Source organism: Burkholderia sp. Bp8963 (genome assembly GCF_003854275.1).
Classification (GTDB): domain Bacteria; phylum Pseudomonadota; class Gammaproteobacteria; order Burkholderiales; family Burkholderiaceae; genus Burkholderia.
Genome location: NZ_QTQP01000048.1, coordinates 12,497 through 32,864, shown reverse-complemented (window position 1 = coordinate 32,864; position 20,368 = coordinate 12,497). Strand labels below are relative to the sequence as shown.

General features: G+C 64.7%; 21 protein-coding genes. 11 read left to right on the top strand and 10 right to left on the bottom strand.

Features of this window, described 5'->3' with window-relative positions; translation table 11 throughout:
- Positions 1–605: 605 nt before the first annotated feature.
- From DID96_RS29450 to DID96_RS38475, 5 genes are all read right to left on the bottom strand, one after another.
- On the bottom strand, positions 606–1,313 hold the full coding sequence (locus tag DID96_RS29450) for a TlpA disulfide reductase family protein (protein ID WP_260464041.1): 708 nt from the start codon (positions 1,311–1,313) through the stop codon (positions 606–608).
- A 19-nt stretch (positions 1,314–1,332) separates the two neighbouring features.
- Positions 1,333–2,196, bottom strand: coding sequence for a mechanosensitive ion channel family protein (locus tag DID96_RS29445; protein ID WP_124602749.1), 864 nt, complete (start codon positions 2,194–2,196; stop codon positions 1,333–1,335).
- Between the two features lie 273 nt (positions 2,197–2,469).
- Positions 2,470–2,934: a YbhB/YbcL family Raf kinase inhibitor-like protein gene (locus tag DID96_RS29440; protein WP_260464042.1), complete on the bottom strand. Its 465-nt coding sequence runs from the start codon at positions 2,932–2,934 to the stop codon at positions 2,470–2,472.
- A 102-nt stretch (positions 2,935–3,036) separates the two neighbouring features.
- On the bottom strand, positions 3,037–5,085 hold the full coding sequence (fusA, locus tag DID96_RS29435) for an elongation factor G (RefSeq protein WP_124602747.1): 2,049 nt from the start codon (positions 5,083–5,085) through the stop codon (positions 3,037–3,039).
- 33 nt (positions 5,086–5,118) lie between these two features.
- Positions 5,119–5,328: a hypothetical protein gene (locus DID96_RS38475; RefSeq protein ID WP_185732398.1), complete on the bottom strand. Its 210-nt coding sequence runs from the start codon at positions 5,326–5,328 to the stop codon at positions 5,119–5,121.
- Between the two features lie 249 nt (positions 5,329–5,577).
- Between DID96_RS38475 and DID96_RS29430 the strand changes: the two genes are divergently transcribed.
- Positions 5,578–7,269 (top strand): AMP-binding protein, encoded by a 1,692-nt coding sequence (locus tag DID96_RS29430; RefSeq protein ID WP_124602746.1) that lies wholly within the window; start codon positions 5,578–5,580, stop codon positions 7,267–7,269.
- Positions 7,270–7,340: 71 nt separating this feature from the next.
- On the opposite strand, the gene DID96_RS29425 is transcribed toward DID96_RS29430, so the two are convergent.
- Positions 7,341–7,760: a DUF1810 domain-containing protein gene (locus DID96_RS29425; protein ID WP_124602745.1), complete on the bottom strand. Its 420-nt coding sequence runs from the start codon at positions 7,758–7,760 to the stop codon at positions 7,341–7,343.
- 307 nt (positions 7,761–8,067) lie between these two features.
- On the opposite strand from DID96_RS29425, the gene DID96_RS29420 reads away from it, so the two are divergent.
- On the top strand, positions 8,068–10,827 hold the full coding sequence (locus tag DID96_RS29420) for a UPF0182 family protein (RefSeq protein ID WP_124602744.1): 2,760 nt from the start codon (positions 8,068–8,070) through the stop codon (positions 10,825–10,827).
- Positions 10,828–10,986: 159 nt separating this feature from the next.
- Here DID96_RS29420 and DID96_RS29415 read toward each other — a convergent pair whose 3' ends face one another.
- Positions 10,987–11,442, bottom strand: a complete 456-nt coding sequence (locus DID96_RS29415) for a CHRD domain-containing protein (protein ID WP_185732397.1) — start codon at positions 11,440–11,442, stop codon at positions 10,987–10,989.
- Between the two features lie 77 nt (positions 11,443–11,519).
- Positions 11,520–11,822 (bottom strand): acylphosphatase, encoded by a 303-nt coding sequence (locus DID96_RS29410; protein WP_124602743.1) that lies wholly within the window; start codon positions 11,820–11,822, stop codon positions 11,520–11,522.
- A gap of 126 nt (positions 11,823–11,948) precedes the next feature.
- Between DID96_RS29410 and DID96_RS29405 the strand changes: the two genes are divergently transcribed.
- The 4 genes from DID96_RS29405 to DID96_RS29390 all read left to right on the top strand — a co-directional run bounded on the left by DID96_RS29405 (position 11,949) and on the right by DID96_RS29390 (position 14,921).
- Complete coding sequence (locus tag DID96_RS29405; RefSeq protein WP_124602742.1) at positions 11,949–12,548, top strand: short chain dehydrogenase; 600 nt, start codon at positions 11,949–11,951, stop codon at positions 12,546–12,548.
- A gap of 172 nt (positions 12,549–12,720) precedes the next feature.
- On the top strand, positions 12,721–12,924 hold the full coding sequence (locus tag DID96_RS29400; protein WP_124602741.1) for a hypothetical protein: 204 nt from the start codon (positions 12,721–12,723) through the stop codon (positions 12,922–12,924).
- A gap of 92 nt (positions 12,925–13,016) precedes the next feature.
- The gene (glnA, locus tag DID96_RS29395; protein WP_124602740.1) at positions 13,017–14,522 is read left to right on the top strand and encodes a type I glutamate--ammonia ligase; all 1,506 of its coding nucleotides are present in this window, start codon (positions 13,017–13,019) and stop codon (positions 14,520–14,522) included.
- Positions 14,523–14,594: 72 nt separating this feature from the next.
- Positions 14,595–14,921 carry a hypothetical protein gene (locus DID96_RS29390; RefSeq protein ID WP_124602739.1) on the top strand — a complete coding sequence of 109 codons (327 nt, stop codon included), beginning with the start codon at positions 14,595–14,597 and terminating at the stop codon, positions 14,919–14,921.
- Positions 14,922–15,112: 191 nt separating this feature from the next.
- Here DID96_RS29390 and DID96_RS29385 read toward each other — a convergent pair whose 3' ends face one another.
- Complete coding sequence (locus DID96_RS29385; RefSeq protein WP_124602738.1) at positions 15,113–15,385, bottom strand: hypothetical protein; 273 nt, start codon at positions 15,383–15,385, stop codon at positions 15,113–15,115.
- Between the two features lie 459 nt (positions 15,386–15,844).
- Between DID96_RS29385 and amrS the strand changes: the two genes are divergently transcribed.
- The 3 genes from amrS (at position 15,845) to DID96_RS29370 (ending at position 17,891) form a co-directional block, all read left to right on the top strand.
- Positions 15,845–16,960 carry an AmmeMemoRadiSam system radical SAM enzyme gene (gene amrS, locus DID96_RS29380; protein ID WP_260464040.1) on the top strand — a complete coding sequence of 372 codons (1,116 nt, stop codon included), beginning with the start codon at positions 15,845–15,847 and terminating at the stop codon, positions 16,958–16,960.
- A gap of 14 nt (positions 16,961–16,974) precedes the next feature.
- Positions 16,975–17,322: an MTH938/NDUFAF3 family protein gene (locus DID96_RS29375; protein WP_124602737.1), complete on the top strand. Its 348-nt coding sequence runs from the start codon at positions 16,975–16,977 to the stop codon at positions 17,320–17,322.
- Between the two features lie 134 nt (positions 17,323–17,456).
- Complete coding sequence (locus DID96_RS29370) at positions 17,457–17,891, top strand: hypothetical protein (RefSeq protein ID WP_124602736.1); 435 nt, start codon at positions 17,457–17,459, stop codon at positions 17,889–17,891.
- A gap of 172 nt (positions 17,892–18,063) precedes the next feature.
- On the opposite strand, the gene DID96_RS29365 is transcribed toward DID96_RS29370, so the two are convergent.
- On the bottom strand, positions 18,064–18,699 hold the full coding sequence (locus DID96_RS29365) for a hypothetical protein (RefSeq protein WP_124602735.1): 636 nt from the start codon (positions 18,697–18,699) through the stop codon (positions 18,064–18,066).
- Between the two features lie 346 nt (positions 18,700–19,045).
- Between DID96_RS29365 and DID96_RS29360 the strand changes: the two genes are divergently transcribed.
- A complete protein-coding gene (locus DID96_RS29360) occupies positions 19,046–19,399 on the top strand; it encodes a cupin domain-containing protein (RefSeq protein WP_124602734.1) in 354 nt (117 codons plus the stop codon).
- Positions 19,400–19,446: 47 nt separating this feature from the next.
- Entirely contained in the window at positions 19,447–20,346 is a 900-nt protein-coding gene (locus DID96_RS29355; RefSeq protein WP_124602771.1) for a DUF4922 domain-containing protein, read from the top strand.
- Positions 20,347–20,368: the final 22 nt, after the last annotated feature.

Here is a 20,368-nt window from a genome sequence, read left to right as displayed (position 1 = left end):
GGTTGTCCCGCAGCGCAATCCGCAATACACCGGTGTCGGCCGCGTGTTCGTTGCGCCGCAAGTGAATGATGCTGCCACGGACACACTATGAGACGACACGACGACAGGTTTTCACAATATGTCTTTCGGCTAACAGGTGCGCATGACGGATGCGCCGGATCCGACACCGTGGCAGCCGATCGGGCAGAGGCGAAGGTCGTCAGATCCGCACTAATTCACGTAGACCGCAACCGGGTGTTTCCGCATGCGTCTGCGCGCAGCGCATTGCATCGACTCAGTCGACACCACGCAACGGCGTCAAATTACCCGATTCGACGGCGAAATTGGTGTTGATTTGTCGGTTTTTGCGCATAAATTGGCAATTCAAGCCGATTAATGCTTCGGCAACGCATTATTTTCCGACCGCCGAATTGTCATGCCGCGCATGCCGATGCATCTGATCATTCGGCGCGTCGCGATGACCGGCTTCAGCCGGAACGCCAGCCGCTTCGTGACGATTGGCGTTGCATCCGCTGAATGTGCGGAGCCGAGGTTCGACGCGACCGCACGCAGTCGTTGGCCGAAGTCGAACGGGCGCTGCTGCCGAAACAGATGGATGTGGACTGTTACGGGCTGGAATGATTTTTCATCGTGTCCTTGAGGCGTGCCGCGGTGATCTCGCCCATATGCGACTCGACGAGCTTGCCGTTCGCATCGAAGAACAGCGTCGTCGGCAGCCCGCGTGAACCGAACAGATGCATCGCGGAGAGCGACGGGTCGAGCAGCACGTGGCCGAACGTCAGTCCTTGCTGCGCGAGGAACGCTTGCACCGTTGGTGCGTTCTCGCCCTGGTTGACCATCACGAACGTGACGCCGGGGTAGTCCGCCTGCGCCTGCGCAAGTATCGGCATCTCGCGCCGGCATGGCGGGCACCACGTTGCCCACAGATTCACGACGACGGGTTTGCCGGTATAGCGGCTCATCGAAACAGGCGCCGTATCGATCGCATGAAGCTGCAGCGCGGACAACGGCGGCGCGGTGCGCTGAAGCAATGCGAGCCCGCCTTGCGCGGCACCCCACGCCAGCATGCCGGCGGCCATTCCGGCCAGCAGCGGCCGGCGCAGCGCAGGCATGCGACGCGATTTCCACCACGCGAACCCAACGGCGACCGGCACGCCGACCCACCAGTAGAAGCCGCCGTCGCCGAGGGCAATGATGGACTCCGGCGCAGCGGCATACTCGGGCCACCAGCACGCGACATAGCCGACGCGGGCCGCGATCAGGCCGACGAACAGCGCGTCGAGAAACAGGCCGGCACCGGATCCCGCCGCCATGCAGCGAGCTTCGCCGCCGTTACGCGAGCGTGCGCGCGTCGCTTGGCCGACGCTCCGCGTCATGCACGATATGCAGTTCCCGCGTGCGGATCGGCAGCTCGCAATCGGCGTCGGCGAGCGCCTTGCGCACCTGGCGCGCAAGGCGCCAGCGCATCGCCCAGAACTTGTCCGTGTGCGTCCAGACGCGCATGTTCGCGATCGCGGTGCTGTCGTCGAAGCGCATCACCATCACGTCCTGCGCCGGATCCTGAAGCGCGTCGGGATCGGCGATGGCCAGTGCGCGCAGGGTGTCGAGCGCACGATCGAGATCGTCGCGCACGGACACTTCGACTTCGAGGTCCAGGCGGCGCGTCGGATTGCGCGTGTAGTTGCGGATCGAGCTTCCCCACAGCGAGCTGTTGGGAACGTATTCGCAGATGCCGTCCGGCTTGGTCAGGCGCGTCATGAACAGACCGACTTCGTCGACGGTGCCAGCGACACCCGTGCCGCCGTCGATGTAGTCGCCGACCTTGAATGGCCGGAGCAGCAGCATGATGCCGGCCGCGATGTTCTGCATCGTGCCTTGCAGCGCGAGCCCGATCGCGAGGCCGGCGGCGCCGAGCACCGCCACGATGCTCGCGGTTTCGATGCCGAGCTGCGACAGCGTGCCGACGATCGCGACGATGCGGATGCCCCATACCGCGATGTCGCAGAGAATCGGCCGCAGCGTTTCGTCGACGCGTTCGTTGTTCGCGAGAATGCGGCTCAGGCCGTTGCCGACGCGTTTCGACAGCCACCAGCCGGCCACCAGCAGCGCAAGGCCGGCAGAGAGCCTGATGGAGAACGTGGAGAGGGCATTCCACAGGAATGTCCAGCGTTCCGGATGAAAGTGTTCGAGAAACATGGTTTAAATGCTTGTTCGGGTTACGAGGGTGTCGCGCAACGCGCGCCGGTTCGACGCGCATTGCGCGGATAGTGCGGACGCCGCAGACGTCCTTCGCAACGCAACCCTCGACTGTACACGTGACGCGGATCCGGGCGCGAGTTCGAGCCGGTTGACGATCGGACGCGGCGCGACAGTATGTGACCGCAATCGACATCCGGTTCCGCGGCGGAGCCGCATCGGGGTTGCGCTCCGCCGCGTTGCCGCGTGATATCGCACATCAACTTTCGCGCATCAGCTCCGGAACATGCCAAGCAGTTCGGTGTGCGCGACCACGTGGCCTTGCATCGCCTTCTCCAGCGCCGCCTTGGTCGGCTGGTGAAGATCGGGCAACACCGTATCGAGCGCATACAGCTTGTGGAAATAGCGGTGACGGCCCACCGGCGGGCAGGGGCCGCCATAGGCCGTATGCTGGAAGTCGTTGACGCCTTGCAGCGTGCCCGCTGGCAGCGCGTTCGCCGCAACGCCTTCCGGCAGACCGGCGGCCGTCGGCGGGATGTTGTAGACGACCCAGTGGACCCATGTCATCCGCGGTGCGGCGGGGTCGGGCGCGTCGGGGTCGTCGACGATCAGCACGAGGCTTTTCGCATTCGCCGGCACGCCGGACCACGCGAGCGGCGGCGATACGTCCGCGCCCTTGCAGGTGTAACGCTTCGGAATTTCGCCTCCCGCCTGGAAGGCTTGCGAGGTCAGTGTCATCGCGTGCTCCTCTGCGCCGGCCTGCGCCGCGATGCCGGCGGCGCAGAGCAGCAGGATCAGGATGGATGATGCGAGGCGGCGCATGGGATGGGCTCCGTGGACTCACTCCGCGCTGTCGCCGCGGCTCTTGTGCTGCGCCGCCAGCCGCTCCTGCTGAGCGGGGGGCACAGGGTCGTAGTGGCTCAGCTGGATGCTGTAGTTGCCGTGTCCGCCCGCGATCGCGTTCAGGCGCGACTGGTAGTCGTTGAGTTCGGCGAGCGGCACCTTGCCGGTGATGACCATCGTGTCGCCGCCCACCGTGCGCGTGCCGTGCACCTGCCCGCGCCGCGCGGACAGGTCGCCGATGACGTCACCCATCGCCGCTTCCGGCGCCGTCACCTCGATGTCGACGATCGGTTCGAGCACGATCGGCCGCGCTTTCAGCACCGCGTCGATGAATGCCTTGCGCCCGGCCGTGACGAACGCCACTTCCTTCGAGTCGACCGGATGGCTCTTGCCGTCGAACACGGTGACGCGCACGTCCTGCATCGGAAAGCCGGCCAGTGGCCCGCTGTCCATCACCTGCTGGATGCCTTTCTCCACCGCGGGAATGAACTGCGAAGGGATCGCACCGCCCTTGACCGCATCGACGAACTCGAACCCGTCGCCGCGTGGTAACGGCTCCACGCGCAGCATCACCTCGCCGAACTGGCCGGCGCCGCCTGTCTGCTTCTTGTGGCGGTGGTGGCCTTCGGCCTTGCCGCCGATGGTTTCGCGCCATGCGATCGTCGGCGGCCGCGTTACCACGTCGAGCTTGTACTGGTCGGTGAGCCGTTCCAGCATGTAGCGCAGGTGCAGCTCGCCGAGCCCGCGCACGACCGTCTCATTGGTGCCGGCCGGGTGGCCGATCGTCAGGCACGGGTCTTCGGCCGCGAGCTTCTGCAGCACTTCCCACAGACGCTGTTCGTTGCCGCGGCGCGCCGGTTCGATCGCGAGACCATAGATCGGCGTCGGGAATTCGAGCGGCGTCAGGTGGATGTTGCCGTCTTCCGGCGCGTCGTGCAGCACGGCATCGAAGCCGATGTCGTCGGCCTTCGCGACCGCGCAGATGTCGCCGGGGCCGGCCCGCTGGATTTCCAGGTGTTCCTTGCCTTGCAGCATCAGCAGATGCGCGACCTTGAACGGCTGGCGACCGTCGCCGATATAGAGCTGGCTGTCGCGCTTGACCGTGCCCTGATGAATGCGGAACACGGCCAGCTTGCCGAGGTAAGGGTCGCTCACGATCTTGAACACGTGTGCGAGCACGTGCTTGTCGGCGTCGGGCTCGGCCTTCACCGTTTCGACGCGTCCGTCCACTTCGCGGTAGAAAAGCGGCGGATTGCCTTCGGTGACGTTCGGCAGCAGGCGCACGAACACGTCGAGCAACTGCGCGATGCCGGCGCCGGTGGCGGCCGACGTGAAGCAGACCGGCACCAGGTGGCCTTCGCGCAACGCGCGCTCGAACGGCTCGTGCAGCTGTTCCGGACGGATCGCCTCGCCCTGCTCGAGATACAGCTCCATCAACGCGGGGTCCAGTTCGATCACCTGATCGATCAGCGCGTTGTGCGCGGCTTCCACGGAATGGAAGTCGGCGTCGCCCGCGGGGTTGAAAAAGCAGTCGACCACTTCGTTGCCACCGTGTGCGGGCAGGTTGATCGGCAGGCAGGTGTTGCCGAACAGCTCCTGGATCTGCGCGAGCAGCCCGGGCAGATCGACTTTTTCCGCATCGATGCCGTTCACTATGATCATCCGGCACAGATTGCGTTGCTGCGCATACGCCATCATCCGGCGCGTCTTCATCTCGATGCCGGTGCGCGCGTTGATCACGATGGCCACCGTTTCGACCGCGGGCAGCGTGCTGAGCGACATGCCGGTGAAGTCGGGATAGCCCGGCGTATCGAGCAGGTAGATGCGGGTGTCCTGGTAGTGGAGGTGGGTGACGGCGGAGCTGAGCGAGTGATGATATTTGCGCTCGAGCGCGTCGAAATCGCACAGCGCCGTGCCGCGACTGACGCTGCCGGCCGCATGAATCGCGCCGCCCTGGAACAGCAGCGCTTCGGCAAGCGATGTCTTGCCGCCTCCGGCGTGCCCGACCAGTGCGATCGTGCGGATGGCTTCGGGATGGTAATCCATGGCCGCCATCGTCCAGTAGTGGTTGTTCGGCCATTATTGGCGAAAATCGGGCGGTCTGCCAGACGCGCGGGCGAAGGCGAGCGGCAGCGCGGTGCGCGCGCTTGCGTCGATGCGATCGAGCGTGATGCGGGGCCGCTTTGCTGCGGCGCGGAATCGCGATGGCGACGCGCCATTCTTCAGGTGGCTTGCACCGGGGCACGCAGTTCGTCGGATCTGCGCTTCGGCGCGCTGACGCTGTTTCACCCGTGATACCTGACAAGCCCTCGACGATCAGAAACCGCCGTGCGATCCACGCGTCGCGATACACCGCGCATGTGCCGGACGCAGAGCCCGTCACGCGACGTTTCATCGGCGACACATATCGCTCAGTTTTTCCGCGCCCGAATGTAAGGCCGTCGTTCGGCTTGTCGCCGGACGGCCCGTCGACGGAGCGGGTATGCGACTTGCGTGCGATAGCGACGCCTGGCATGCAACCCGCGAGCGATGTCATCAATGACCATTCCGGATAGCGCGATCCTGCTGGACCGCTTCCTCAAATGGGAAGCCGAGCGACGTGACGACGTGTATCTCACGCAGCCGTATCCGGATGGCTCCGTCGTCGACTACACGTGGGCGATGGTTGGCGATCAGGCACGGCGCGCGGCCGCTTACCTCGCGTCGCTCGATCTTCCCGGAGGCAGCCGCATTGCGCTGCTCGGCAAGAACAGCGCGCACTGGATCATGGCCGATCTCGCGATCATGCTTGCGGGCATGGTCAGCGTACCGTTGTATCCGACCTTCAGTGCGGAATCCGTACGGTATGCGCTCGCCCACAGCGATGCGAAGCTGCTGATTCTCGGCAAGCTCGACGATGTCAGCGACAACTGGCCGAACATCCGTGCGCAACTCCCGCCAGGCCTGCCGATGCTCGGCTTGCCGCTTGCGCCGCGCGGCGCCTTTCCGCAGTGGCAAGAGATCACGGCGGAGCATGCGCCGCTCGTCGATGCGCGACGGCCGTCGTGCGACGAACTGTGCACGATCGTCTACACGTCGGGTTCGACCGGCGTACCGAAAGGCGTGATGCATTCCCATGGCAGCATGGCCGTGCTGTTCCTGACGATCCAGCAAATCGACGGGTTCAACCTCACGTCCGACGAGCGCGGATTTTCCTATTTGCCGTTGGCGCACATGGCCGAGCGCGCCGTCGTCGAGGCCGCGTCGCTCGGGTTCGGGTTCCGGGTGTTCTTTGCGAATTCGCTGGCGACGTTCACCGACGACGTGAAGCGTGCGAGGCCGACCATCTTCCTGTCGGTGCCGCGCTTGTGGAACAAGTTCCACCTTCGCGTCTGCGAAAAAATCCCCGCGCCGCTACAGCCACGCCTGTTTGCGCTGCCTTGGGTCGGTACGCGGATCAAGCACAGGATCCTTTGCGAACTCGGGCTCGATCAGGCGCGCATCGTGGTGACCGGCACCGCGCCGATGCCGCCGCATCTGATGCAGTGGTACCGCAGCATCGGGCTGGAATTGCTCGACGGCTACGGGATGAGCGAATGCGGGCTCCTGTACGTGAACCGTCCGGGGCATGTGCGCGCGGGCACGGTCGGTCAGCCGCAACCCGGCGTCGCCGCGCGCATTGCCGAGAATGGCGAACTCGAAATCAGAAGCGCCGGGCAGATGCTCGGTTACTACCGGCTGCCCGAGCTCACTGCGGCGCAGACCACGCCGGACGGCTTCTTGCGCACGGGCGATCTCGGCAGGATCGATGCGGACGGCTTCCTCACGATCACCGGACGGGTCAAGGACATCTTCAAGACTGCCAAAGGAAAATATGTCGCACCGCAGCCGATCGAGCAGAAGCTGCTCGGCCTGGCCGGCGTCGAAGCGGCATGCGTGGCTGGCGCGGGTTGTGCAATGCCGTTCGCGTTGCTGCAGCTGTCTGCCGAGACGTGCGAGGCAATCGCGGCCGGAACGCTCGATCGCACGGTGCTGGCCGAAGAGATCGATGCGCTGCGCAAACGGATCAATACCGCCGTCGAATCCCATGAACGATTGCAATATGTCGTCGTGGTCAGCGAAGCATGGACCGTCGAGAACGCGATGCTCACACCGACACTGAAGCTTCGGCGAAGCGCAATCGAGGCGCACTACATGCCGCACGCCGACGCGTGGGAGAAGCTGGGGCAGGCGGTTGTCTGGGAGCGCTGACGCGTCGATTCGACCGTATCGAGTCGCTCACGCGACGCTGACGTGATGCGAACGATCGTTGCACGCCGCAGCTAGATCCGCGCGAGCGTATTGTGATCGGCTTCGCCGCCGAAGTACTTGTCGAGCGCCTCGATGAATACCGCGTTGTCGCGGGTCGCCTGTGCGAACAGCGTGACAGACGACCGGAATTTCAGGTAATCCGGATAGCCGAAAATCTCCTGGATCGAGCGGCCGTCGACATGGTTGACGAGCCGCGTGCACGCGCGCAGCCGCTCGCCGAGCACCGGATGCTCAAGATATGCGCGGGCCTCGTCCAGTGACGCGATCGCATAGCGTTGCGCCATCGCGCTGTCTCCGAGCCCTTCGATCTGCGGAAATACGAACCACATCCAGTGGCTGCGCTTGTGCCCGCTCTTCAGCTCGTCGCAGACCTGCGCATACACGGGATCCTGCGCGTCGACAAAGCGCTGCAGGTCATGGGGATCGTCCATGGCGCCCTCCGTCGGTTCCAGCGCGGCAAGCCGCACCCGCGACCATTGTGATCCCCGGCCGAAGCGCGTGCAAACGGTCCCCAAAACCGTGAACGCGCGCTGTTTCGCATCACGTTCCGGCGCGTCGAGCACGGAATCCGTCGCGCGTCATCCGTTCGTTCCGCGCGTTCCCGGATAACGCCGGATGGCTGTTCGCCGGCCACAGGCGTAGCATGAAGAATCCGGCCAGCCGCGATCCTGGCGGATCGGCAGTGCACAACGGTCCGGTCGCAGCCGCTGCGCGTGGAGCGCCGGCAAAGGAACCTCGATGCGTTCGCAACCGACCTCCGCGCCGCGCCTGAGACGCTATGCGATCGTGGCCGCGATCGTCATCGCCATCCTGATCGCCATCGGACGCGTGACCGGCGTGCTGGTCGACTGGCTATGGTTCTCGTCGGTCGGCTATGCGGGTGTTTTCTGGACGATCCTGCTCACGAGGGCACTGCTGTTCGTCGTCGTGTTCGTCGTGTCGGCGGCGACGATCGGCGCATCGGGCCTGCTCGCGCATCGCTACGCGACGCCCGTCTTCATCTGGCAGGTGGAAACCGAGCCGCCGACGCGTGCGGACGAAGTGATCAGGGTGCTCGCGGAACAGTTCACCGCGCGCATTCCGTGGCGCCTGGTCATCGGCGTGGCCGCCGGTTTCCTCGCGTTCGTGATCGCCGGCAACGCGATGTCGCACTGGGACATCGCGTTGCGCTTTCTGCATCAGGTACCGTTCGGCCAGCGCGATCCGATCTTCGGCAACGACATCGGCTTCTACCTGTTCTCGCTGCCGGTCCTGATCACGATCAGGAACTGGCTGCTGCAACTGCTGATCAGCTGCGCGGTCGTCGCGGGCGGCGTCTACTGGGTGCGCGGCGACATCGTGCGCCGGGTGCCGAAGCGCTTCTCGTCCGCTGCCGCGACGCACGGCGTGGCCCTGCTCGCGCTCTTCTTCCTGCTGAAGGCGTGGTCGTGGTGGCTCAGCCGCTATCTGCTGCTCTATGACAACAACGGCGTCGTGGTCGGCGCCGGCTATACCGACGTCCACGTCGTGCTGCCGGTGCGATGGCTGCTCATCGGCCTGGCGATCGCGGCGGCCGCCGCGCTGGCGGCGAACCTGCGCCGGCCCGGCTATCGGCTGCCGGCCGCCGCCGCGCTGCTGGTGTTCGGCAGTTCGTTCGCGCTCGGCATCGTCTATCCCGCGCTGTTCCAGCGCTTCTACGTGAAGCCGAGCGAGCTGCAGCTGGAGACGCCGTATATCGCGCACAACATCGCGCTGACGCGGCAGGCCTATGGCCTCGCGCAGATTGCGGTGCTGCCGTTCTCGGCCGAGCAGGGCCTGACGCTCGCGTCGCTGCAGGCGAATCGCGCGACCATCGACAACATCCGGCTGTGGGATGTGCAGCCGCTGCTCGATACCTACGCGCAGCTGCAGGAGATCCGCACCTACTACAAGTTCTTCGCCGTCGACATCGACCGCTACCCGCTCGCATCCGGCTACCGGCAGGTGCTGCTGTCGGCGCGCGAACTGGAGCCGTCGATGCTCGCGGGGAACGCGCGGACCTGGGTGAACCTGCATCTGCTGTTCACGCACGGCAGTGGCGTCGTGATGTCGCCTGTCACCGAGAAATCCACGGAAGGCCTGCCGTCGCTGTATCTGCGGGACATTCCGCCCGTCGCCGACGGCGGGCCGGCGATCAGCGAACCACGGCTCTATTTCGGCGAGGGTGAGCAGGGCTATGTGATCGTGAAGGGCAGCGTGCCCGAATTCGACTACCCGAAAGGGGACGGCAACGTCTACACGACCTATGGCGGGCGCGACGGCGTCGCGATCGGTGGCGTGGCGCGGCGCAGCCTGTTCGCGTGGCAGTTCGACGATCCGAACATCCTGCTGACCCATTACGTCACGCAAGACAGCCGGATTTTGTTTCATCGCAACATCCGCGACCGGATCCGCACGATCGCGCCGTTTCTGACGTTCGACCGCGATCCGTATCTCGTCGTGAGCAACGGGCGCCTGTTCTGGATGCAAGACGCGTACACGACGAGCCACTGGTTCCCGTACGCGCCGCCAGGCGTCGACGACGGCAGCAATTACATCCGCAACGCGGTCAAGATCGTGGTCGACGCGTACCAAGGCACGGTCGATTTCTACGTCAGCGATCCGGCCGATCCGGTCGTGCGGACCTACGAGCGCATCTTTCCCGGCATGTTCAAGCCGCTCGCCGCGATGCCGCCAGACCTTCGGCAGCATATCCGCTACCCGGAGGACCTGTTCCTGATCCAGGCGAACCTCTACCGCGCGTACCACATGGACGCGCCGGAAGTCTTCTACAACCGCGAGGATCTGTGGCAGTTCCCGCGCGAGCTGAGCGACATCGACGGTGGCGATGCGTCGGGCACGCAGATGGCGCCCTACTACACGATGATGCGCCTGCCGGGCGACGCGCGCGCCGAGTTCGTGCTGATGCTGCCGATGGTGCCGAGCCAGCGCGAGAACATGATCGCGTGGCTGGCGGCGCGTTGCGATCCGCCCGAGTACGGCAAGCTGATCGTCTACGCGTTCCCGAAGGAAAAGCTCGTCTACGGGCCGTTCCAAATCGAGGCGCGGATCCAGCAGAGCACCGAGATCTCGCAGCAGATCTCGCTGTGGAACCAGATGGGGTCGCGCGTGATCCGCGGCCATCTGGTCGTCGTGCCGATCGAGAACTCGATCCTCTATGTTTCTCCGCTCTATCTGCGCGCGGCGTCCGGGCAACTCCCGGAATTGAAGCGCGTGATCGCCGCGTATGGCGACCGTGTCGTGATGGAGGACACATTGAGCGAGGCCCTCGCGGCGCTGTTCAAGGAGACGGCGACGGCGAAGGCGGCCGCGCCGGCGCCCAGCGCGGCGGACGCGCGCGCCCGCGAAGCGCTCGCGCATTACGACCGCGCGATCGAACGGCTGAAGGCGGGCGACTGGGCCGGGTTTGGCTCGGAGCTCGACGCGCTGCAGCCGCTGCTCGAGTCGATGGGGGGCGGCCGTGCCGGAGCGCGCAAGTGAGCGGCGCACATCTCATGCGCTGCCCGCTCGCTGCCCGACATTCGCGCGCCGCGGCTAGCGCCGGCGGGACGCGCGCTGTTGTTGCTCGTTGAGGCGGCCGTGGCCGTCGGGTTGCTCGCAACGTATTTGTGAGCGCCGGGCGTCAATTGCCTTTCAGTGTCACTTCGGCGGCACCACCTGGCCGCGGATCTCGCCGGCCGGGTGATCCTTGGTGTGCACGTTGACATACAGGTTGCCGGCCATGAACGCCTGCGCATCGGCCGGCGACAGCGTCGCCGTGCCGGTGAGCGGGCTCTCGGCCGACATCGCGCCTTTCTGCGAAAGCCAGACCACCGGCGACGCATTCGTGCCGGCCGGAGCCGGGCCGTGGAAGTGCGCCATCGTGGCGGCGCCCGACAGGCCGCTGAACGTGATGTTCCATTTGACGACGCGGGTGTCCGGATCGTAGGTCAGGTCGGCGTTGCCGGTGCCCTGGGTCTGGACGGGCGGGACTTCCTGCGAGCCCGCGAGCGGCACGGAAAACGTCATCGGCGCCGCCTGCGCCAGCGTCATCGAGCCCGCGCAGGCGAGCCCCGCGAGTACCAGGGAGGCCTGGCGCAACATCGAAGTAACCATCTGCAATCTCCTGTCCGGTCGGTTCCGCGCGCCGGACGGCGCCTATCTGGCGTCGTCGCATTGCGCAGCGCAGTGCGCTACAACGTCGGCAGCCGCTCGAATGCGTCGAAGCGGGCAAACGGCGGCGCCACTTCCGTCATCTCCAGCTTCTCGACGAGCGCGGCGGACATGCCGTCGCGCATCCAGTCGCACATGTCGACAAGCTGCGCCGGGGAGCCCTGAAGCATCGCCTCGACGGACCCGTCCATGCGGTTGCGCACCCAGCCCGTCACGTTCAGCACGCGCGCGTGCCGCACACAGGCCTCGCGGTACCCGACGCCCTGAACCCGTCCGCACACGCGGACGAGCCGGGTCTCGAGCATTCGATCGTTCACGCTCATACGACGTTCCCCAGACGCGCCGGAACAACGTTGCCCCGCCAATGGGCGAACCGGCATGCTCGCATTGCATCCGCCCGGGCGCAGCGACAAAATGGAAGTTGTCCACCTGTGAGTATAGGAGGATGTATGCGCATCCTGGTCGTCGGAGCGACAGGGCTCCTCGGAAAGGAAATCGTCGGCCTGTTGTCGGCGGAACACGACGTGATCGGCGCGAGCCGCAAAGGGTCGACCCTTGCGGTGGACATCTCGGACAAGGCGTCGATCGCCGCGATGTACGAGCATGCCGCGCCGCTCGATGCCGTGGTCTGCGTGGCCGGTACCGCGAGGTTCGCGCCGCTCGACACGCTCGCCGACGGCGACTTCGCGTTCAGCCTCGCGAACAAGCTGATGGGGCAGGTGAACCTGGTGCGCTGCGGCATCTCGAGCATCACGCCGGGCGGGTCGATCACGTTGACGAGCGGGCTGCTCGCCCAGCACCCGATGCCGGGCAGCGCGGCGGTGAGCATCGTCAACGCGGGCGTCGAAGCGTTCGCCCGTGCGGCCGCGCTCGAGCTGAAAGGCCGGCTGCGCGTGAATGTCGTGAGTCCGGGATGGGTCGCCGAAACGCTTCAGGCAATGGGGCGCGATCCGAGCGGCGGCGTGCATGCAGCGGTCGTCGCTCAGGCGTTTCGCAAATGCGTGGTGGAAGACATTACCGGGCAAGTCGTGTCCGCGACGCACGGTTGACGCCTAAAATCAATGTGCATGCAACCGGTCCCGGCGCGACGCGCGGCGTTGTCATGCTTGTCGCACGCGCATGCATCCGCCATGTATCAATCGCAACTGGAATGGCGGCGGCCGCCCGGTGTGCCGGTTCATCTGACTGTTCGAGTCGTTCACTCTTTCTCGGGAGATCGCCATGAATGCAGAAACCAGCGGCAACCTGCGCGCTTTCGTGCAAACCGCGGAACATGCGGGCGCGTTTGTCTGGGTCATCTCGCTCGTCGATTTCGATGCGCAGAATGTCAGGCGCGCGTTCGTGTCGGACGAAACGTTCGGCACGGCGGCCGCGGCAAGGGACGCCGGCGAGGCCCGTCTGGCCGGCATGAGGGAGGACCGCTGACTGATCGCCGGCGCGCGCGGATCCCTGTTGCTGTCGCGCACTGACAAACCCAGCTTGGATCATCGGCAAAGGGCCAGAAGAGGAGAACGTCCATGCCCAATGCACCAGCCACACCCCAATCGCCTCCCGGCGTATCGGTCGATGCGGGCAGCTATCGCGTCGTCCGTCCGGCAAGCATGAACGACGTCATCGATCAGGTGCACGCGAACAATATCCAGATCGTCGACCTGAAGTTCACCGATCTGCCCGGACTCTGGCAACACTTCTCGATCACGCTCCCCGAAGTTCACGAAGGCCTGTTCGAAGCCGGAATCGGTTTCGACGGTTCGTCGATTCGCGGCTTCCAGGAGATCCACGAGTCGGACATGCTGCTGAGGCCGGACCCCGCCACCGCGTTCATCGATCCCGTCTGCAGCACGCCGACGCTGTCGCTGATCTGCGACGTCGTCGATCCCGTGTTGCGGCAACCGTATTCGCGCGATCCGCGCTATGTCGCGAAGAAGGCCGAGGCCTACCTCGTGCAGACCGGCATTGCGACGACGTGCTATTTCGGGCCCGAACTCGAGTTTTTCATTTTCGACTCGATCCGCTTCGGACAGGATCAGCACAGCGGCTACTACTACGTCGAATCGGCCGAGGGCGACTGGGCCACGGGCCGCGACGAAGGCGCGTACGGCGGCGGCAATCTCGGCTACAAGGCGCGCTACAAGGAAGGCTATTTTCCGGTGCCGCCGCAGGACACGCTGCAGGAAATCCGTTCGGAGATCGTGCTGACGCTGCAGCAGGCGGGCGTGCAGGTCGAGGTGCACCACCACGAGGTGGCGACCGCCGGGCAGAACGAGATCGACATGCGGTTCGCGACGCTCACGCGGATGGCCGACAACGTGATGATCTACAAGTACATCTGCAAGAACGTCGCGCGCCGGCACGGCAAGGTCGCAACCTTCATGCCGAAGCCGCTGTTCGCCGACAACGCGAGCGGCATGCATTGTCACCAGAGCCTGTGGGACGACGAACGCAATCTGTTCTACGACGCGGGCGGATGGGCGCTGACGTCGGACCTGTGCCGCTGGTACATCGGCGGCCTGTTGCGGCACGCGCCGGCGCTGATGGCGTTCTGTGCGCCGACGACGAACTCGTACAAGCGGCTGGTGCCCGGCTACGAGGCGCCGGTGAATCTTGCGATGTCGCAGCGTAACCGGTCCGCCGCGGCGCGCATTCCGATGTATTCGGATGCGCCGAATGCACGGCGTGTCGAGTTTCGCTGTCCCGACCCGTCCGCGAATGCGTATCTCGCGTTTGCCGCGATGCTGATGGCCGGTCTCGACGGCATTGAAAACCGGATCGATCCGGGCGATCCGCTCGACCGGAACATCTACGACCTGCCGCCGGAGGAGGCGCGCAACATCCGGCAGGTGCCGGATTCGCTCGATGCCGCGCTGCAGGCGCTCGAAGCCGACAACGCGTTCCTGCGCAAAGGCGAGGTGTTCAGCGAGGACCTGATCCGGACATGGATCGATTACAAGCGCAGGCGGGAGGTTGATCCGATCAGGCTGCGGCCGCATCCGTGGGAGTTCTATCTTTACTTCGATATCTGAAGCGGCGGTCGTGCGGATCGTCAAGCGGCGGATGTCGTGATGGACGGCCGCCCTATCGATATGAGGTCGAACATGGGGCAAACGAAACTGACAGCGCACCTGCCGGCAGTGGAGGTCGAGATCACCCGGCATGAGCTCCCGGAAAGGAACGCGGAGGCGATGACGATTCTGATCACCGCGACGCCGTCGTTCGACGCCACGGCGCAATGGCTGCTGCAGTCTGGTGTGTTCCCGCTCGCCGCGCCGCTTTCGTTCTGGGCCGAAGCGATACAGGCCTGGCAGCGTGCGTGGTATCCGCGTGGGTGGGATCAGCTATGGCAGCCAGTTTGGCAACCGTGGCTCGAGACCGATTCCTCACCACCGGTCCGGCCGTTGCAGGAATCCGGACAAAACGAATGACGGGCGGGTCGGCTCGCGACACGGCGCGCGCAGAGAGCCCGACCGTTCGATCGGGCGGCATCGCCGGTTCACTGCGTCGGCAACGGCGTGGCTGGTTTGTGGTCAGCGCATTGCGCATGCGCCGGACCGCTTGTCGCGACATCGTCTGGCAATCGGCCCATCTTTCCACGCCGTACGCCGGATTTCAGGCGTTATCGGCCACGATACGACGCGCACTGCGATCCGGCCTTGCAAGACCGGTCGCGAGTGCCGCTTGACGAGGTGCCTGTCTCGGGAACGCCGCCATATGACATGTCCGTGACCGCCTGGGCGGATGCGTTGGCGTCGTCTTCCATCATCTTGCGACCGTTATCCTGCACGGTCTCGTGCGTGTCCGACGGCTCATCCGGCCCACCCTTGGCGCTCGAGTGGCCCGGCGCGAGAAGCAAAGCGATGACTGCGATCAACATCAGACCTGATTTCATGTCGCGACTCCTTGGACACAGAGCCCGTTGCCCGAGTCCTTCTGTCGGGCAATTCGCTGATCCGAATGCCTGCTCGCGAAATTGCGCGAATCGCATGCCGGTTCGCGTGATGGGGGCGAGCGGGAGTACGCGGACACCCTGCCGTTCGGCGGGTTGCCCGGAGTTGTTCTTCAACTGCTGGCGAAAACGCGCGCGCGTGATAGGGGCGGCACAGGGCGGCTGCGCCTGCGGGTGTCGGGCCGTGACCCTGCAAGCCCGTGCGCAGAGAAGGCACGCTCTGCAATTTGTGTTATATGCCGCCGACTCCGGAGTTCAACGATCGCGTTCGGCGCGTGCGCGGCAACGCCCATATTGGGTTTCGATCGCCAATAAGCGTTGCTCGAGGATGCGCAAGAATGCTGAGCGGCGCGCGTTGCCCGACGAATGCCGAAGTGGGCAGCGCTTCCAATCAGGTCGATAATGAGCGTGGAGCGCCGGCGCATCCGGCGCTCCAACGATATGAAGGATTCGTGTTTCCCGGGCCGTTACTGGCACTTCCTGGACGACGGGCGCATCGAGTGCGACCTGTGTCCGCGCAACTGCCGCCTGCATGAAGGGCAGCGCGGCGCATGTTTCGTGCGCCAGCGGATCGATGACCGCATGATGCTGACCACCTATGGCCGCTCATCGGGGTTTTGTGTCGATCCGATCGAAAAGAAGCCGCTCAACCATTTCTACCCCGGCACCAGTGTGCTCTCGTTCGGAACGGCGGGCTGCAACCTGGCCTGCAAGTTTTGCCAGAACTGGGACATCAGCAAGTCGCGCGACATGGATACGCTCGCCGACGCTGCGACCCCGGACGCGATCGCCGAAGCAGCGGATGCGCATGGCTGCAAGAGCGTCGCTTTTACGTACAACGACCCGGTGATCTTTGCCGAATACGCGATGGACGTCGCAGACAGTTGCCACGCCCGCGGCATCATGACGGTGGCCGTGACGGCTGGGTATATGGGTCCGCAGGCGCGGCGCGATTTTTACGCGACCATGGACGCCGCCAACGTCGATCTGAAGGCGTTTACCGAAGATTTCTATGTCAGGGTCACGGGCGGCCATCTGGCGCCGGTGCTGGAGACGCTTCAATATCTGCGGCACGAAACCGGCGTCTGGCTGGAAATCACGACCTTGCTGATCCCCGGCAAGAACGACAGCGACGCGGAAATCCGCGCGGAAGCGCAGTGGATCAGGAACGCGCTCGGTGACGACGTGCCGCTGCATTTCACCGCATTCCATCCCGATTACCGGATGACCGACGTCGCCCCCACGCCGCCCGCCACGCTCACCCGCGCACGCGCGATCGCGCTTTCGGAGGGGCTGCGCCATGTCTACACGGGAAACGTTCACGACGTCGACGGCGACACCACCTTCTGTTCCGGATGCGGTAGCGCGCTCATCGTGCGCGACTGGTATCGAATCGAGCGTTATCGGCTGACGGACGACGGTGTCTGTCCGACGTGCCGCACACCGGTGGCCGGCCGGTTCGAACGATACGGTGCATCGTTCGGCCGAAGGCGGATCCCGATCCGCGTCGGCGTTTGAGCGTGGAGGCGGCCATGCGCTTCGAAGCATTTTCCTTCGGGTCCATTCGCATAGACGGCGTGACTTACCTGCATGATGTCGTGATCGACCGCGGACAGGTTCGCAAACGCAAGAAGAAGCCATCCAAGGCATTCCGCGAAGCGTTCGGGCATACGCCGCTGTCGATGGCCGAGGACATTCCGTGGAACTGCCGGCGCCTCGTGATCGGTACCGGCACCGGCGCGTTGCCGGTGATGGATCAGGTGAAGCGGGAGGCCGAACGCCGGAACGTCGAGCTGGTCATCGTGCCGACGGAGGAAGCGATCGCGCGACTGAAGGAGCACGCGCGCGAAACCAACGCGATTCTGCACGTCACGTGCTAGGGCCTGTTCGTGCGGCAGGCAGTCTCGCGCGAGCGCGCAGCCCGCTGCGACTGACCATGTATGCTGCCGGATGGAATGCACTCCGCATTCATGGCAAAGTCCCATCGAACCCCTGCGGCAGCGAGGCAAACATCGTGGCAGACACTTGGCAATTTCAGCTCAGGATCGCAGTATCGGCGGAGCTTGGCGCAATGTTGCGCGGTGACCCCGCGTGCACGTCGGTCGGGCCGCTTCGCGATGTGCTGCGAAATCACAACGCATCGTTGAAGTGCCAGTTCGACGCTTTCGGCGACTATGTGAGCGAAGCAGAACGATGCGGCCCGGAGAAGTACCCGCTGTATGAATGGACGCGGGAGACGATCGCGAATCCGGAGAAAAAGACCCGATACCTGCGGTCCTTCACCGTCTATGTCGACGGTGAGGAAGTCTACGAAAAGGTGATTGCCGATCCGCTGGAATCGGAGCTGCTTGCGCTGGTCGGCCATGACGGAATCGAGCGCGTGGTGAGGTTCGATACCAATCCGGCGAACAACCCTCAACCGCCTGCGCGGCAGTCGAGGGACGCGTGACGACGACTGAAGGCGTTCACGATGGCACCGCGCAGCGGGGTCGACGCGTGCGCGGGCGAGCATCCGCACCCGCATGCTGCTCGGGGGCGTTCGGCGACCCAATGCGACTGCGCGCGCATGTCGCGTGAGCGACGGTGCGCATTTTCCTGGCACGACGCGCCAGGCCGCCATCCTACGGCCACGCGATTTCTGCGAGGCAGTCGGTCACGCTCCGCTTGTCGTCCACGGCGCCGTCGTTCGGAACGAACACCTGCGTCTCGGGTGATGGCGGATAGCTGATGTTGCTGTCGCTCGCGCCGCACTGCGCGCTTTGCCCGGGGCCGATGACGATCTCGGCGCCAACCTTCAGGCGGCATTGCGTGACCCGATCGAGACGGCTCCAGCTCGGGCAGATCTCGTTCTTCGCGCGATAGGTGTCGGTCGGCCCGGCCGGCGGGTTGAAGCTCCACCAGTTCCCGTACTGGCTCCACGTCTTGCTCGAATCCCATACTCGATAGACGGTAAGCGGTTGCGTGACCTTGAATACGTTCCCCTCGCACAACCCGCCTTTGTCCGTCTGTCCGACTGCTCGGCCGAGCAACGCCGGATTGCTGGTCTGCTCGAGCCCGTAGGGCGGCTCGATGGTTCCGACGCATCGGCTTTGTGGAGGGTTCGACGAGGCGGTGGTGTCCGGGGCCGGCGCCAGCGACGTGCAGCCGGCGACGGCGAATGCGGCAACCCATAGCGACCATTTTTGCCATGAGATGCGATCGATCGATCGCACGAGCCAATAGCGGAATCCTGGAATCGTTCGAGCAACGTTGTTCATGGTTCTTTGAACCTCCGGTCGCAGACGAAAGGAAGGTGCTCGTCTCAATCGTAGGATGAAATTTGGCAGATCGGGAAATGAATCCGATGAAAGAGGCGCCGTCTTGCCGGGTTCGTTTGATCGTGACGCGACACTTTGCCGATTTCTTGAATTAAGCCTGCTGTTGTTTCGGATTACGTTCGATCGTGGCGCGCGCGCTTGCTGAAAGCGCAGGCTGTCCATAAACTCGATCGATGCCAGTCAGATACTGGACGTTGATCGATGCACGCCGTTTGCAGACGCGCGGTATCGGGATTTCGCGGCTGCCGGCGTCAGTTTCTTTCTCGAAGTAGGGGACGGGCCATTCATGCTGACCAATCTGTTCGCGGACTATCCTCACGCCGTCGATCAGGCGGAACGAGAGACGTTTGAAGATCTGCTCCGCAGGCCATCTTTACGGATTGAACGCATCATTTCGACCGGCCAGTCCAGTCCCCCCGGGTTCTGGTACTGTCAGCCTCACGGCGAATGGGTCGTCGTGCTGAAAGGTTCCGCAAGCTTGTTGTTCGAGAACGAGCCAACGGCGCGCGTGCTGCATCCGGGAGACTTCGTCGATATCCCGGCGCATTGCCGCCACCGGGTCGAGTGGACCGACTCCGGCACGCCGACAGTCTGGCTCGCGGTCCATTACGGCGCGTCAGGCGAAGACGTCGTCGGTTGAGTGCGCCTGCCGGAGAATTCATGCTGCAGTCGCAGCACGAGCGGACCATGCACCCTTCACCTGTTCAGCCCGGCACGCTGTGGCCGACCATCGTGCAGCGAACGACGCACGCGTTGCAACGACGCGCGTTGTGCCCGATCGAAACCGTCCAGTCGTCGATCGACGACGGCGGCGTGCGGTTTCTGGTCCGCCAGGTGTCGAGCCTGGTTCGCAAGGACCAAGCGAAAGCACGCGGCACGGGCAGTGCCGCTGGCAATCCATTCCTTCCGTACGACCCTGATCTGTTTGTTGCGGATATCTCCGATACCCATGTGGCCTTGCTCAACAAGTTCAACGTCATCGAGCATCACCTGCTGATCGTCACCCGCTGCTTCGAACCGCAGGAGTCGTTGTTGACTGTCGCGGACTTCGCCGCGCTGCTCGCTTGCATGGCGGAGTTCGAGAGCCTGGGCTTCTACAACGGCGGGGCGGCCGCCGGCGCGAGCCAGCCCCACAAACACCTGCAGCTCGTGCCGCTGCCGTTCGCCGGCGGTGGCCCGGCGTTGCCGATCGGCCCGCTACTGGAGTCGGCGCGAATCGCCGGTGTCATTGGTACGGTCCCTGGCCTCGAATTTGCACATGCGTTCGCGCCGTTCGAGGTGCTTGCGGCACCCGCGCATCGGATGGCATGCACGGCGTGCGAGCGCTATCGCGCATTGCTCGATGCGGTCGGCATACAGGCGGTCGATGGAGATCGCGGGCTGCGTCAATCGGCACCGTACAACCTGCTGGTCATGTCCACAGGGATGCTGCTGGTGCCACGATCGACAGAATTCGTTGAGGGCATCTCGGTCAATGCCTTGGGGTACGCAGGCTCGTTGTTTGTCCGGGATGACGCGCAGATGCGGATCATTGAGCGCGTGGGCCCGATGAATCTCCTGCGGCGAGCCGCAGCAGTCGCGGAATAGGGAGGTCAGGCGGGGCGAACGA